The following is a 15,583-nucleotide window of genomic DNA, read 5'->3' as shown; positions in this document are numbered from 1 at the left end:
GGCTCAATCAATAAGTACTAATCAATCGCTCAAATCCACGGCTCATCGTATCCCTTACGATGCCATCCATATCGCGGTAAATCACGAACACTTCGATATCACTACGCATATCAGCAAATTTCACCGCTTCATCGGCTTTCATCGCCATGATTACGTTGTCGTAACCATCGGCCGTCATAGCGTCAGCAGCGTAAATGGTCGCGCTGATAACTTCGGTATCAAAAGGGTATCCTGTTCGGGGATTAATGTGGTGTGACACTTTCTTGTTTCCCTCTTGAAAGAACCGGCGGTAATTACCCGCCGTAGTGATCGCCCCTTCCCGGAGTTCCACCACGTTATTTACCGTAACTTTACCCCCCTCTTCAGCCGCAGCTGGCCGCTCAATCCCAATACGCATCGGCGTACCATCGGGCTTGGTTCCCTTTACCCGCAGCTCTCCCCCCAGCTCCACGACGTAACGCGCTATCCCTCTTCTCTCCATCAATTCTGCCAAAGCATCTACGGTATATCCCTGTGCGATACCATTCAAATCGAGCCGCAAACAGGCCTCTCGTTTCACCAGTTTGCGCCGTCTGAGCCTCATCTTGTCCATTCCCACACATTGCATGGCCTGTTTGACCTCCGAACTATCGGGGAACCGTTGGACAGCCTGAGGGCCGAATCCCCACAATTGGACTATGGGAGCGACTGTAATGTCGAATATTCCCTTACTGTCTTTGTATATTGCAATTGATCTGTTCACTACCCTATAAAAGTGTTCATCAATGACATACGTTCCTCGTCCGCCGTCATTGATTCTACTAATTAGGGAATAGGGTTTATATAACGACATTGAACTATCGATAACAGCCAGCAGACTATCTACCGAATGTTTATTTACCAAGCTGTCTTCCGCATAATAGGTAACCGTATAATCCGTCCCCTGAGCGAATCCGGAAATCGTGTACCGGTTGATAGCCGGCTGCGTAGTGTCTGCTCCCGAAAGCAACAGCCCGCTCAATAATCCGAATGCACACCACGCGGCGTTACAAAACCACCGTTTGCCCTGGAATAGCATAAGGATAAAGTCCGTTCTCGTCAGGCAGCACTTTCGGCAGCGCATCCCAGGTAAATCGTTCCGGCATCAGGTCGATATCAGACTTCAATGCATCTTCCCATTTTATTACCTGTCCTGAATACGTGGCCAGCCTTCCGATAATTCCGGTAAGCGTACTGTATGCACCATACTCAACATCGTCACATTTATATTCCCCCTTGCTGATGGCGTCGAATAGTTCTACATGTTCATACTGATAAGGATTGGCGTTGCCGCGCTTAGGGTGATTGTACAGTTCTCTTCCGTTGGCATCCCAGAGAATAGCGTCATTGGCTGCCGAGAGGTATACCCTTCCTTTGCTGCCCTGGAACGTTTCATCCACCCGGTTGGCAGTACCCTCAAAATGGCGGCATTGGCTGTAAATCACCGAACCATCGGCATAGGTAAGTTCAACGGCATGATTATCGTAGATCTCGCCATAATCCTTTCCCGTACGCCAGGCCCTACTGCCTGTGCCCTGTATCGAAACGGGATAACTTCCTTTCACCCAGTTAGCCACATCGATGTTGTGTACATGCTGTTCTACGATATGATCGCCACAGAGCCAGTTGAAATAATACCAGTTCCGCATCTGGTATTCCATTTCCGTTTGCCCCGGTTTTCGCGGGCGCACCCATACCCCCCCGCTATTCCAATAAACCTGCCCCGAAACGATATCACCCAGTGCACCATCCTGAATGCGCTTTATTGCCTCGCGATAGTTCGCTTGATAACGGCGCTGCAAACCCACCACCACATTGAGCTTTTTGCGTTTGGCTTCCGCAGCTGCTGCCAGCACTCTGCGTACACCGGGTACATCTACGGCTACGGGTTTTTCCATAAACACATGCTTTCCTTGGCGTACCGCCTCTTCAAAGTGTATGGGTCTGAAACCGGGAGGGGTTGTCAAAATCACTACATCGGCTAAGGGAATAGCCTTTTGATAAGCGTCAAATCCGACAAACTTCCTGTCTTCCGTTACATCCACCTTGTCCGCATGGCGTTCGGACAGCTTGGTGTATGCTTCATCCAGCCTATCGCGGAACGCATCTGCCAATGCCACAATCTTAATGTTAACACCTGTTGCAATTGCATCGAAAGCAGCACCCGTGCCCCTGCCACCGCAGCCGATGACAGCTACTTTTATGGTATCATTTCCAGCGGCGTAAGCACCAACCAAAGGTACTCCGCTCAGTACGGCACCACCTGCCAGCAGGGCCGATGTTTTTAAGAACTCCCGGCGTTGTTCACCTATTCGCTTTGTATCCATCTGTTTTGTTTTAGTTATCTTATTAATACGGTTTCTACGGTGTTGCCAAGTAAGCTGATTTAGTAATCCTGTATAGGGGCTTTGTCGTAGTATGCCATGATCTCGTCTTCAGACGGCGGATTCACGGGTCTTACCAGCCGGATACCGATAAAAGGTGCTTCGGGAAACCACCAGTTACTTTTTGGTATCTGCGGATCCAGTTGTTTCCAAGAGGGATCAGAAGGCAAACGCGCCGCCGATCGCAAGGCGGTCGCATCATCTTCAAAGGAACCTCCGCGGATGCTATGCGGGTAAAGTTTATCAGGCACGGCAACAGGGTTATCTGCAACCCCTCCGGTAAACTGACCGTAGAAGTCCGGAATGTACTGATCATATGTCCATTCCGCCACGTTGCCATGCATGTCATATAACCCCCAGGCATTGGGTTTCTTCAGACCGACCTTGTGTGTTTTGTTCTCGCTATTCGAGTTATACCATGCATAATCATCCAACGTTGATACCTCATCGCCGAAGTGGTAGTCTGTAGCACTGCCGGCGCGGCAGGCATACTCCCACTCGGCTTCCGTGGGCAATCGGTAGAAAACCCCCGTGCGCATATACAGCCACTTGCAAAATTGAATAGCGTTGTACTGCGTCATTGCCAAAGCCGGATGTCCTTCTTTTCCCATACCGAAAGTCATATCAAGGTAAGGCTTGGTAGGCCGGGTCACCGCGTCCACTTCCGGCGGTATATTTCCGCCACTCCTTGCCACCTCAAAATCCTTGTACACGAAAGGCTCATATAAATCCCAGGTAACCTCATAGGTACCCATCCAGAATGGGTCCACCTTCACCCGGTGCACCGGTTGTTCATCGGGGTTGCCGTTCCGGCTTCCCCGGTCATATTCGCCGCCCGGGATGGGCTGCATGCTGAAACTCAAGGCAGTGCCTTCGAGATGCTGGGTATAGGGCTCAAATTTATCCTGGGCTATGGCAATATCAACCAACAACAAGCTGGCAATAGACAAATACTTTACGGACATGCTAACTACAATCTATCATAAATTTTGGTGGCTCAAGTTAATGCCTTTTTGCTTAACTACAAAATACTAAATGCTATTTCACTTGGCAAATACTGCGCAGAGTGGATGAAAAGCCGGTAAACGACAAAAAAAATCGCCCATACAGTGTGTTTTATACACTATATGGGCGAACAATCCGCCGAACATGTAAAAATAACTTTACAGCTTACGTTTGACTTCCACCTGCTCATAAGCCTCAATGATATCTCCTACTTTGATATCATTGAAGTTCTGAATATTCAGTCCACACTCGTAGCCTGCGGAAACTTCCTTCACGTCGTCCTTGAACCGCTTGAGGGAGGCCAATTGTCCGGTATATACTACCACGCCGTCGCGGATAACACGGATACTGTGGTTTCTGTTGATTTTTCCGTCCAACACCATACATCCAGCGATGGTACCCACTTTACTGATTTTGAAAGTTTCCCGGATTTCAACGTTAGCGACAATTTTTTCCTCGTATTTCGGCGCCAACATCCCTTCCATGGCCGCCTTCACCTCTTCAATGGCATCGTAGATAATCGAATACAACCGAATATCTATTTGCTCCTGCTCAGCCAGTTTGCGCGCACTGGTAGAAGGTCTTACCTGGAAACCGATAATGATGGCATCTGATGCAGAGGCCAGCAAGACATCGGATTCCGAAATCTGCCCAACGGATTTGTGAATGATGTTGACCTGAATTTCTTCAGTCGATAATTTCAACAAGGAATCAGACAATGCTTCGATGGAGCCGTCCACATCTCCTTTAACGATGACATTAAGCTCCTTGAAGTTGCCGATGGCCAATCGGCGCCCAATTTCGTCAAGCGTAATATGCTTTTGCGTACGGAGACCTTGCTCGCGCTGTAACTGAAGCCGCTTATTGGCCACCTGCCGTGCCTCCGCTTCACTTTCCATTTCGTAAAACTTATCGCCGGCCGTAGGCGCACCCGACATTCCCAGTATCTGAACCGGTGTGGATGGCCCTGCTTCGACCACTTTCTGCCCACGTTCATTATACAGGGCCTTCACTTTACCGCTATGGGAACCCGCCAGTATGGGAGCACCCACCCGGAGCGTTCCTGACAAGATCAATACGGTGGTTACGATTCCACGGCCCTTATCCAGACTTGCTTCGATTACCGAACCGACGGCGCGCTTCTTCGGATCGGCCTTCAATTCGAGCAATTCTGCTTCCAACAGGACCTTCTCAAGTAGCAGATCAACATTCTGCCCGGTCTTTCCTGATATTTCCTGGCACTGGTATTTACCTCCCCAATCTTCGACCAAAATATTCATACCGGAAAGCTGTTCACGGATGCGATCGGTATTGGCTCCCGGCTTATCGATTTTAGTGAACGCAAAAACGATAGGCACGCCCGCCGCTTGGGCGTGGTTGATGGCCTCGCGGGTCTGTGGCATCACGCTGTCGTCTGCCGCAATCACGATAATGGCGATATCGGTGACCTGAGCACCGCGAGCACGCATAGCCGTGAACGCTTCGTGGCCAGGCGTATCCAGAAATGTAATTTTCCGGCCATCGTCCAGTTTTACCTCATAAGCCCCGATATGCTGGGTGATCCCCCCGGCCTCACCCGCAATTACGTTGGTTTTGCGGACGTAGTCCAACAGCGATGTCTTGCCATGGTCTACGTGCCCCATCACCGTTACGATGGGTGCCCGAGGTATCAGGTTTTCCGGATTGTCCGGTTCCTCCAGCTCTGTATTTTCCTCGTCTTCCGGTTTAACGAACTCAATTTCGTATCCGAACTCATCTGCCACGATGGCGATGGTTTCCGCATCCAGCCGCTGATTAATTGAAACAAAAAGCCCCAAGCTCATACAAGTCGCGATGATTTGTGTCACCGGCACCCCCATCATATTGGCTAAGTCGTTCGCCGTTACAAATTCAGTAACTTTCAACACCTTAGACATCATTTCCTGTTCCAGGGCTGCCTCTTCTGCGGAATGAGCAATATCATCGCGCTTCTGTCGGCGTAGCTTTGCCCGCTGTGCAAACTTACCGGACTTGCCTGCACCGCTAAGGCGGGCCAGGGTAGCCTTAATTTGATCTTGGATTTCCTTTTCAGACGGCTCTTCCCGAGGCTCTGCACCGTGCCTGGGTTTACCCTTGAAGTCAGGGCGACCTTTACCACCGCCCGGTTGTTGTCCCGGCGCAGCTGATCCGGGCCGTTGGCCTGTCGGTTTATCTTTACGTTTTCTTTTCCTTTTATGGTCGTGCGATGACACACCGGAGGCATTGGAGGAAGAGGCCACAGGCTTCTCTTTAGGCTGATGTGCCGCCAGATCAATGCGCCCCACCACGTTAGGTCCCGTTAACCGCTGCGCACGTGCACGGATAATATCCTGTGATGCCGTCGTGGGCGCCTTAGGCTGCTCAGACGGTTTCGGTTCTTCAGGCTTTGGCGCTTCAGTTACCGGCTGCTCCACTTCCGGTGCCGGGGGTGCAGCAGGCGTTTCTTCGGGAACCAGCGGCTCTTCGGTTTTCCTTTCAGGTTCCTGCTCTGTGGGCTGTTCTCTTTCCACCTTCACTTCTTGCGCCGGCGCTTCCGGCTCCTCTTTAGGAGCCGGGGCTTCCTTCTGGGGCTTGCTGCCCTTCAGGTTATCCAAATCGATTTTACCCACGATCTTCATACCTGAGACCTGGGACTTGCCCGAAGGTCTATCGGCCTCCCCAGTGTTTTCCTGCTCTGCTTTTTCCGGCTTGTCGACAAACGGGACTTGCCGCGGCTCCGGCGCAAACGCGCCGGTGTTCTTAATCAGGATCTCTTCGGCCTCTGCATCTTTTTGAGGTTTTTGCACAACAGGTTCCGAGGCGGATTCTTCACGGCGGATTTTGCCAATGATTATCTGGTTGGCTTCCTCCTTCACGATTTTGTCCCCCTGAAACTCCCTTAGCAGAACATTGTAGGTTTCACTGTCCAACTTGGTTCCCGGCTTCGGCTCAATGTCATAGCCACTTTTCACCAGAAAATCAACGGCAGTACCAATACCAATGTTCAGTTCTTTTGCTGCTTTCAGCAGTGTTATGCTTTTACCTTCTGACATCTAATTTAATTACCTCTTTTTTGTGCTGATACAAAAATATATTTTTTTAAGTGTTTATTGGCAAATAATTAAAAAAGCGTGGCGCTTACGCCGATGGTCGGCATCAACCCATTCTATTCAAATTCCGCCTGCAACACATTGATAATTTCGTGGATGGTATTCTCTTCGAGATCAGTTCGCCGTACCAACTCGTCCACGGATAGCGCTAATACTGACTTGGCGGTATCCAACCCTACGCGCTTCAGTTCGTCAATAATCCACCCATCAATTTCGTCCGCAAATTCCTCAATATCCACGTCCTCCTCTACTTCTTCCGCTTCGCGGTATACGTCAATTTCATACCCCGTGAGTTTTCCAGCCAATTTGATATTGTGCCCACCCCGTCCGATGGCCAGTGATACCTGGTCGGACTTCAGGTAGACCGCAGCTGTCTTATGCTCATCATCCAGCTTTATCGAGCTGATGCGGGCCGGGCTTAATGCCCGCTGGATATACAACTGTGTATTATTGGTATAATTGATAACGTCAATATTCTCATTCCGCAACTCACGGACGATACCATGTATGCGCGAACCTTTCATACCGACGCACGCACCCACCGGATCGATGCGGTCATCGTAAGACTCTACAGCCACCTTGGCGCGTTCACCCGGTTCGCGGACGATCTTCCTGATGGTAATCAGTCCATCGAATATCTCCGGCACTTCCAGTTCGAACAAGCGCTGCAAAAATTCGGGTGCAGTACGAGAAATGATGATCTTTGGATTAGCGTTTACCATTTCCACTTTATGCACGACTGCGCGGATGGTATCGCCCTTTTTAAAATAATCGGCCGGAATCTGTTCTGTTTTCGGCAGAATCAGCTCATTACCGTCATCGTCAAGCACGAGTGTTTCTTTTTTCCATATCTGATAGACCTCGCCCGTGATTAGTTCGCCTTCTCGGTCCTTGTATTTTTTGAACACCTCATCCTTTTCCAGTTCAAGGATCTTCGACACCAAGGTTTGCCGTGCTGCGAGAATAGCCCGCCGGCCGAAGCTTTCCAGGGTAATTTCCTCGATATAGTCATCGCCCACTTCCAGATCCGGGTCATATTTCCGGGCCTCGGCCAATTCTATTTCCAGATCATCATCCTCAGAAAAACCGTCTTCCACAACCACCCTGGTACGCCAAATCTCCAAATCGCCGTTATCTGGATTGACGATGACATCGCAATTTTCATCCGTTCCGTATTTCCTGCGAATCATGCTGCGGAACACTTCTTCCAACACACTGATGACCGTAGGACGGTCGATGTTCTTGAACTCTTTAAATTCCTGAAAAGAGTCAATCAAATTGATATTGTTGCTCATTTTACTTAAATGAAATTAACACCTTTGTTGTTATGATGTTTCCAAACGGGATATCGCTTTGGTGTTCTACCGCTTTCTTCCCTTTTTCCTTAATTTTTTCAACTATTGTAATGTATTCGTCAGTTACCGCCAGCAATTTCCCTTCTTTGGTTGAACCGTCCTGTAATTTTATCCGGATGTTCCTTCCTTCGTTTTTATGGTATTGCCTCAGGGACATCAACGGCGTGTCGATGCCCGGCGACGAGACTTCCAGCCGGTAAGCATGGGGAACTGCATCTTCCTCTTCCAAATGGAAGCCCACATGACGGCTGATTTCCGCACAATCCTGAATGCTTATGCCGTTGTCGCCGTCAACCAGCACTTCCAACCGGCCATTAGCATGCATTTTAACCCCTACCAGAAACAGGTCGTCCCTGCCGGCAATCTTTTCGTCGACCAATGCCTTAACCCTATTTTCAATTGATACGCCCACTGTTTAACTAACTATAGTTATGAAAAAAGGGGACGATTACTGTCCCCTCTTTTTCAAAGATGTTGCAAAGATAAATATAATGGTTGACAATTACAACACCGCGTGTTCCACTAAAACGGATAGCTCAGACCAAACGTCCATACCGCAAGAAAAGATAACGTTTTCCATGACGTTAGTTAAATATTGATTGAATTATGGTTTTAAAGTAGTGCAAATTAGCGTTTGCGGTAATTGCGGACAAATTACGGGTTCAGGATTGTTTTCCAGCAACCGAACTGATAGTCTTCTGCATTTGCGCCATCATGGCCGTGAGCGTTTCCATAGTTGGCTCAGGACTTGGCTCGGGCAGTTGGGTACTTATATAAGCTTTTGCCTTCCATATTTCGAGAATATCAGCGGCGGCAACCCAATACGGTTCATAACTCTTATTGTCCGACACCAGTTTCAGTCCCTTATCCTCTTTGTATTTAAACGCTATGCGCTTATAGACCACACCATCTGTCCGCGAAATGACGACGTACGTCTGCCCCGGTTTCACCTCATTCCAATTATCCACGTATTCTGCAATAACGATGCTTCCCGGTTGCAGCGGCAGCATAGAATCGCCCTGTATTTCAAATGCCCTATATGTGCCTTGCCTGAATATCGGTAAACTGAACTTCGGCAATTCGGCGATATATTCAGGGTCAGCATACCCATTAAGGTAACCAGCACTGGCCTTTACAGGCACCATCTCAATGTTTTCCCTATCGCCCTCGTCCACCGTGATGCTCAACACGCGTACGTTGGATGCATCGCTCTTTGGCGCAGGCTTCCATTTGTCATTGATGGCTTCATTGACCAGCTCATCCATGGTAAGTCCGTAAAACGAAGCGATTTTTTTCAGCAACTCATACTTTGGCTCGGCCCGTTCTTCTTCATAAGCCCCCACAGAGGCCCGTTTGATGCCCATTTCATCCGCAAACTGCTGCTGGGTAAGTCCTTTTTTCTTCCGCAGGTATTTAAGATTATTAGCAATGTTTGGCATATTATGAAAATAAATTTGACAAAACTAAATAAATTAGTATTATTGTGCCAATAAAATTAGTAACAAAAACAGTAACCGCAAAATTTAGCATCAAAATACTTTTCAACAATGGCAATTTATATCTATATCTTAACCGACAGTAACCGGAGCTACCTGCACGTTGGAATGGCGAATGACCTCAATAAGGCAATCGACGTGTACAGCCGTAAATCACGATTATTCTTTGACGCATGTGCAAAAGTATACCGGTTGGTATACCACGAAGCATGGCCCACCGAAGAAGCTGCACTGCGCCGGTTCAAGGAGTTGAGCGCCTTTACCCGCATGCAAAAAGAAAAGCTGATTAGAAAGTACAATCCAAACTGGGTTGAAATACCTGCCGGTCACTACCATGGGGTGGGCCACACACAGCGCAAGGGATTTCCTGCCCCCTATGAACAACGGATGATGTAAAAAGGTGTAAGCAATCATCGTGCTGCTAGTAGCCGGCCTGGCCTTAACTCCAACTTGCTAACATCCGGTTTAATCAAGCTTTCGGGATAGAATATCAGCGTTACCTTACCATCCCGGTGCAAAATTCAATCCGAATGTACCGAATCGGACATCGCTCCGCTGGAACGGGAAGGCGTAATAAGGTTCAAGCACCATGGCACCAAACAAGTTAACGCGCAATGACACGCCGGCACTCAACGCAGGTATCCGTTCGTAGACTTCTATATCCGGTTGATCCGGTCTGGAACTAGGACGGGTCCCTACTCGTCTCGGCGTACTCCGAAACGCCACCGTCGATTCGCTGTCCCAAGCCAGCCCCGCATCAAAGAACAGGTTCAGGTCTGAAAACAGCAAGCCCGATCGCAACACCGCCAATTTCTCCGGACCAGTAAACGGAAGCCTTACTTCCAAATTGACCACTGCAATGCGCGTCCCCATCAAACTATTGAAATTAAAACGCTCATCCATATTACCCCTGAAAGAAGCACTCTCATAGCCCCGGATCAAATGGGGATAGCCCAAAAACAGCGGGAATAGTGCGCTTTCATCCTGTCCGGCACGCACGTAGGCATATGCTCTGGCAGCAATGGTGAGTGGTTGATAACGGTTATATTTGCGCAGGTCAAACGTAAATGCCCTGAAGTTGAAATCTCCAAAATATTGCTCAGCCCCCACCCTGTAGCGAAACCCTTGCAGCGGAGCAGCGATACCAAACACAGCATTGTCGCCTACAAAGGATGTATTAATCTGCTGAATGGTGAATGCATTGAAGTTACCTCCAAATAGCTGACTGGCCTCTTCATTGGGAATCCTATCGCGGCCACCATAACCAAAATAATAACTCTGCCACCAGCGATCAATCCGGTAACTATACCGAGCAATAGCCCCTCCCATTTCGAACCGGTGGTGCCTCGAAAATGGATAAGCACCGAAAGCTTCGGCTTGCTGCTGGAAAGTGCGGATAATGTAAGTGTCCAGAACAGGTTCCACACCACCGCCACCTACATCCCGCTCATCGTAAATGGAGTACCCAGACATAAATGGGATATGTGAAACGGCCCCGCCCCAGTTTATACGGCTTTTTTGATTTATATATGCTACCTGCCCGCCGAAGTCGTAAATCTCCCCATTAATATTCAGGGCCGCAAAAATCTGATTATGGCCCAAGATATCCGAAAACATCCCCTGGATACCACTGGCAATACCCGCTCCGTAACGGCTACCGACCGCCAGCCCCATGCCACTGTTTGCCAAATAATCCAGTTTGAAATTCGGCCGATAGGGAGCAGAAGCTATCTGCCTGTCATTAATACGTTGGAACAAATTGAAATTGTTTAAGTTCGCATTGACGACATCCACGCCGAGGCTTTGCGGCGGCGGCAACATCGCGGCGTCAAAATTAACCACATACGGATCCACCTCTACGGGTTCAAAATCGGATACTTTGGCATGATACACGCTGTACTCATTTCGCCGGTAATAGGAGTATACCACATCGTCGTTAGCCGATAGGCTTAGCGCAGGAGAATACTCGGTAATCCCGCTGATTCCAGTAAAATACTCAGTCATCCGCTCCACTTTGTTGCTGCCCAGTGTATAGCGGTACATGTTCCGGAAACCGTCGCTGTTTGAAAGGAAATAGATCTGGCTATCGTCCGAAGAAAACTGGGGATTCAGGTTGTTAGCTCCTTGGAACACATTGATATTGTCAATTTTCCGGGTAGCGATGTCGATTACTGCAATGTTCATCGGGATGTCCACGCTGCGCGACTCCGATTGCAAGGACACCCGGTCTGTGCTGAACACGATTCTTGTCCCGTCATGTGAAAAGCTCGGCTGGTAATCCGAATACCAATCATCAGTAAGCTGGGTCAGTTTTTTGGTAGTCAGGTTATACAGGTAAATATCGCTGTGCCCGTTTTGCAGCCCGGAAAACGCCACAGTTTCCCCGTCGGGTGCCCAAGCAATATTGGCGAATTCAGAAATATCGCCCATTTCTTCCAACAGGAGCGTTTTACCATTTGATACATCAACGACCATTAGTTTGCTTTTGCCCCTGCTGAACACACTGAAAGCAAATTTCCGGCTATCGGGAGAAAACGCTCCCGCAGATTCCAGATAGCTGAACTCGTCAATATCCGTATTGGTAAGCCTGCTGGAAAGCTTTCTGATTATTTTTCCCGTTTGGGCTTCTGCTAAAAACAGATCGATGCTAAATAAATCCTTTTCGGAAAGGAACGCGACATAATTTCCGTCGGGCGAAATTGCAGGTGACACGTTCAGCCGACCCGCATTTTTACTGTTTAGAATGGAACGTCCCACCGGTGCCTTTGAGGTATCGATGGGCAGATTACGGTAAGCGTTTTCCATCGTATTTCTCCAGAGGTTCGATAAGGTCTGCGCATCATAGCCGAACACCCGGCGTATAGCCATCTCGTACCCGTACATAGCCGTTGCCTTAAACAAAGGCATGATGACCGTATCACCGTATGTGGAACCGATATATGCCCAAAAAGCCTGTCCGAAACGGTAAGGAAAATACCGATTCATATTCTCCGTCATAGCCCGTAATGAAGGGATGTCGTTATTCAGGTATGCATCACGCATCCACATGGCGGTGAATGCATCCTTTTTCCCGATGGAAAAATATTCCGCCATACCTTCTACCATCCATAACGGGATGTTACCGATATTTTCGAGACGGGTGGAGTCGCCACCTTCCATTAACACCCGGTATTGGAATGCATGCACCAATTCATGCCCAAGTACGTGGCGCGTCTGATGATTAATCTGCATCACAGGCATTACCACTCTGGTCTTGAACGCCTCGGTGACACCGCCCGTTCCCACACCGATTTCACCCTGTATTGTGGTGGTCTGCTGAAACTCAGGGTGATTGCTGTATAAAATGATCGGGTTTTTGCGCAAGAACGTATCCCGGAACACTTGCTGGTGCAGTTCGTACCACACCTCGCTTTCCTTGGCGAACCACCTCACCATCGAGTCATTTTCGAGATAATAATGAAGATTAAAGTGTGGAGTTTCATATACATTGAATTTCAGCGATTTATATCGCATCTTATTCTGTCCGAAGTATTGAGCCTGCGCATCAAGGTTCACCGCACTAAACATCAAAATACCAGCGACATTTAGCAATATAGGTCTAATGAATCGATCAAAGCACGTCATGGGAAATGGTGTATGGTACAATTAGAACGAATATCGGTTAAAAAGTTTAATTATCTGCAACATATTATTTATTCAGCTATTCCGTCTGCCGCCCCGGGTCGCCCCCCCTTTCTTCCGGCTGTTCGGCAGTCGGGGTAGCGCTCTCCAATTGCCGCTTTAATTCCTCCATATCCACCGGATGTTCCAGTGATGGGGAGCCGGGCATCTGCAAAGGCACAATGCTATCACGGAATGTACTGTCCGGCCGCACAATACGCGGGCTTGGACAATGGTATTTCCGTCTGATTTCCACTTTTGGATCGGGGAAGGGTCCGTATTCGTAATCGAGCGAATCATCGCGGTATACCTTTTCCATAAAGCGGCCGAACACCGGCAAGGCCGTCCGGGATCCCTCACCAGTTTGGGAGTTCTTGAAATGGATGCTTCGCTCATCGCAACCTATCCAAACGCCAGTTACCAGATCTTTCGTGACCCCCATATACCAGCCATCCACATAATCGGACGACGTTCCGGTTTTCCCGCCTATCTGGTTCTTGTTTTTCCACAAATCCCATTCCCAGAGCCCCTGGGAAGTACCTTCCGGTTCCTCCATGCTGCCCCTAAGCATGTATGACATTAGCCAAGCCACCTCTTCACTAATCGCTTGGGTGGCCGTTGTGCTGAATTCAGCCACGGTCTTTCCCTCGTAGTCAACAATCTTTGAAACCAATATCGGCTGCACCCGTTTGCCCCGGTTGATGAAGGTTGAATAAGCATTGACCATTTCAAATACACTCACGTCATTGGAACCGAGGCTTACCGAAGGCACGGATGCCAACGGACTGGTGATACCGCAGCGGTGGGCGGCATCGACGACCTTATCCCACCCTATTTCTTCCGTGATCTGAGCGGTAATGGAATTGACCGACCGTCCCAACGCCCACCTCAATGACATTTCTCTGCCGCTGAACACCCAATCCGCATTTTTTGGCTCCCACACCTTTTCTTCGCCGTCTTCCGAATAAACGATACGGACGGCCCTGTCGACATATTTATCGCAGGGCGATTTACCCGCCTCCAATGCCGCAAGATAAGCAAAAGGCTTAAACGTTGAGCCAGCCTGCCGCCTGGCCTGGAAGACATGGTCATATTTATAATAACGGTGATTGATACCACCCACCCAAGCTTTTATCTTCCCGCTGTAGGGATCCATGGTCATCAGTCCTGCATTGAGCATCATAGCATAATGCGCTAACGAATCCATGCTCGAATATTGAACTTCTTTCATGCCATCCCAAGTAAACACTTCCATTGTCTTGGGTACATTCAAATAGTAAAAAATACTGTCTTTATTGCCGTTATATCGTTTATCTAATTGGCTATAGTAGGTTGTGCGTGCGGCCAGATTTTCCAAAAAACCTTCAATAACATTGCCTTCCGAATCCCGCCATGGTATATCGCCCCGCCATGCATTTTCCAGCCGTTGCTGGAGCGGTTTCATCTGTTCGGTTACAGCTTCTTCCGCATGCCGCTGCATGCGGGAATCGATGGTTGTATAGATTTTCAGTCCATCCACATAAATATCGTATCCATATTCTTCACACCACGTGTCCAGCCAACGTTCCACGGCCGCACGCAAGTATGAATCGCCATTTCCCAGTTCCTCCACGTCGCCCGGATGAAGTCCCAACGCCGATCGCCTCGCCTGTTCATACTCCACGGCCGAAATAAATCCAGCTTTATGCATCTGGCCCAGCACCACATTGCGCCGTTCCAGTGACCGCTCCGGATTGCGTATCGGATTGTAAAGTGTTGTGCCTTTCAGCATCCCGATAATCACCGCCGCCTCCGCAGCCGTAAGCTCGCCTGTTTCCTTATCGAAGTAACGTTTAGCGGCCGTTTTTATGCCATAAGCATTGTTGCTGAAAGACACGGTGTTAAGATACATTGTAAGAATATCTTCTTTGCGGTACTTTCCCTCCAATTTATAGGCGGTCATCCATTCCTTGAACTTGATGACAAGCATCCGGATGCCCGGTACCTTCCCCAACAATCCGGTGGAATGATTATAACGAGTACGGTATAAGTTTTTAGCCAGTTGCTGGGTGATGGTGCTGCCTCCCCGCTTATCGCCTTGAGCAGTGGATACCAAACTGGAAAATATAGCCAGAAAATCCACGCCATTGTGCTTAAAGAAACGGATATCTTCCGTAGCAATAAGCGCATTCACCACGTTGGGCGAAATGCTATCGTAGGGCACGGGCGACCGATCCTCTTTGAAATAACGCCCAATAAGCACGCTGTCTGCGGTATAAACTTCAGATGCGACATGCTGAATGGGTTTACTGATATCCTTGGATGTGGGTGAATAACCGAATAGCCAAAGGAAATTAACTTCTACCATGCATACTGTTATGATTATGACATAGATGGTGATGACCGCGTAGCGTATGTAGCGATTCTTTATTTCCTTAAACATCCGGTAAAGATGATGAATTTTTTGATATTGTTACGAGTGATTAACGCTTTACGCTACATTTTGTGTGGCACATGAACGAATAAAATCCTATTTTGCAATCGCTTAATCACCCCATGCAACGCATTCTTGACAAATC

10 protein-coding genes are annotated in these 15,583 nt (G+C 48.7%); 1 reads left to right on the top strand and 9 read right to left on the bottom strand.

Features of this window, described 5'->3' with window-relative positions:
* Positions 1 to 7 precede the first annotated feature (7 nt).
* The 7 genes from BM030_RS15200 to BM030_RS15170 all read right to left on the bottom strand — a co-directional run bounded on the left by BM030_RS15200 (position 8) and on the right by BM030_RS15170 (position 9,308).
* On the bottom strand, positions 8 to 1,057 hold the full coding sequence (locus tag BM030_RS15200) for an FAD:protein FMN transferase (RefSeq protein WP_090974463.1): 1,050 nt from the start codon (positions 1,055 to 1,057) through the stop codon (positions 8 to 10).
* Entirely contained in the window at positions 1,026 to 2,345 is a 1,320-nt protein-coding gene (locus tag BM030_RS15195) for a Gfo/Idh/MocA family protein (RefSeq protein ID WP_090974462.1), read from the bottom strand. Before BM030_RS15195 ends, BM030_RS15200 begins: the two co-directional genes overlap by 32 nt.
* 59 nt (positions 2,346 to 2,404) lie before the next feature.
* Positions 2,405 to 3,367, bottom strand: a complete 963-nt coding sequence (locus BM030_RS15190; RefSeq protein WP_090974461.1) for a formylglycine-generating enzyme family protein — start codon at positions 3,365 to 3,367, stop codon at positions 2,405 to 2,407.
* Positions 3,368 to 3,565: 198 nt separating this feature from the next.
* Complete coding sequence (infB, locus tag BM030_RS15185) at positions 3,566 to 6,457, bottom strand: translation initiation factor IF-2 (RefSeq protein WP_090974460.1); 2,892 nt, start codon at positions 6,455 to 6,457, stop codon at positions 3,566 to 3,568.
* A gap of 113 nt (positions 6,458 to 6,570) precedes the next feature.
* Entirely contained in the window at positions 6,571 to 7,809 is a 1,239-nt protein-coding gene (gene nusA / locus BM030_RS15180) for a transcription termination factor NusA (RefSeq protein WP_090974459.1), read from the bottom strand.
* A 1-nt stretch (position 7,810) separates the two neighbouring features.
* A complete protein-coding gene (gene rimP, locus BM030_RS15175; protein ID WP_090974458.1) occupies positions 7,811 to 8,281 on the bottom strand; it encodes a ribosome assembly cofactor RimP in 471 nt (156 codons plus the stop codon).
* A gap of 250 nt (positions 8,282 to 8,531) precedes the next feature.
* Positions 8,532 to 9,308 carry an XRE family transcriptional regulator gene (locus BM030_RS15170; RefSeq protein WP_090974457.1) on the bottom strand — a complete coding sequence of 259 codons (777 nt, stop codon included), beginning with the start codon at positions 9,306 to 9,308 and terminating at the stop codon, positions 8,532 to 8,534.
* A gap of 108 nt (positions 9,309 to 9,416) precedes the next feature.
* Here BM030_RS15170 and BM030_RS15165 point away from each other — a divergent pair, with 108 nt between their 5' ends.
* Positions 9,417 to 9,761, top strand: coding sequence for a GIY-YIG nuclease family protein (locus BM030_RS15165; protein ID WP_090974456.1), 345 nt, complete (start codon positions 9,417 to 9,419; stop codon positions 9,759 to 9,761).
* Positions 9,762 to 9,866: 105 nt separating this feature from the next.
* On the opposite strand, the gene BM030_RS15160 is transcribed toward BM030_RS15165, so the two are convergent.
* Positions 9,867 to 12,932 carry a PD40 domain-containing protein gene (locus tag BM030_RS15160; protein ID WP_090974455.1) on the bottom strand — a complete coding sequence of 1,022 codons (3,066 nt, stop codon included), beginning with the start codon at positions 12,930 to 12,932 and terminating at the stop codon, positions 9,867 to 9,869.
* A 133-nt stretch (positions 12,933 to 13,065) separates the two neighbouring features.
* Entirely contained in the window at positions 13,066 to 15,372 is a 2,307-nt protein-coding gene (locus tag BM030_RS15155; protein WP_397236010.1) for a penicillin-binding protein 1A, read from the bottom strand.
* Between the last annotated feature and the right edge of the window lie 211 nt (positions 15,373 to 15,583).

It is taken from the genome of Parapedobacter composti, from assembly GCF_900112315.1.
Classification (GTDB): domain Bacteria; phylum Bacteroidota; class Bacteroidia; order Sphingobacteriales; family Sphingobacteriaceae; genus Parapedobacter; species Parapedobacter composti.
This window is presented reverse-complemented; position numbering and strand designations above follow the sequence as displayed.

Bases quoted from the DNA above. Each gene is read 5' to 3' on its own strand.
- BM030_RS15200 (WP_090974463.1), bottom strand. From the start codon at position 1,057: ATGCTATTCCAGGGCAAACGGTGGTTTTGTAACGCCGCGTGGTGTGCA.
- BM030_RS15195 (WP_090974462.1), bottom strand. From the start codon at position 2,345: ATGGATACAAAGCGAATAGGTGAACAACGCCGGGAGTTCTTAAAAACA.
- BM030_RS15190 (WP_090974461.1), bottom strand. From the start codon at position 3,367: ATGTCCGTAAAGTATTTGTCTATTGCCAGCTTGTTGTTGGTTGATATT.
- infB (WP_090974460.1), bottom strand. From the start codon at position 6,457: ATGTCAGAAGGTAAAAGCATAACACTGCTGAAAGCAGCAAAAGAACTG.
- nusA (WP_090974459.1), bottom strand. From the start codon at position 7,809: ATGAGCAACAATATCAATTTGATTGACTCTTTTCAGGAATTTAAAGAG.
- BM030_RS15170 (WP_090974457.1), bottom strand. From the start codon at position 9,308: ATGCCAAACATTGCTAATAATCTTAAATACCTGCGGAAGAAAAAAGGA.
- BM030_RS15165 (WP_090974456.1), top strand. From the start codon at position 9,417: ATGGCAATTTATATCTATATCTTAACCGACAGTAACCGGAGCTACCTG.
- BM030_RS15160 (WP_090974455.1), bottom strand. From the start codon at position 12,932: ATGTTTAGTGCGGTGAACCTTGATGCGCAGGCTCAATACTTCGGACAG.
- BM030_RS15155 (WP_397236010.1), bottom strand. From the start codon at position 15,372: ATGGTAGAAGTTAATTTCCTTTGGCTATTCGGTTATTCACCCACATCC.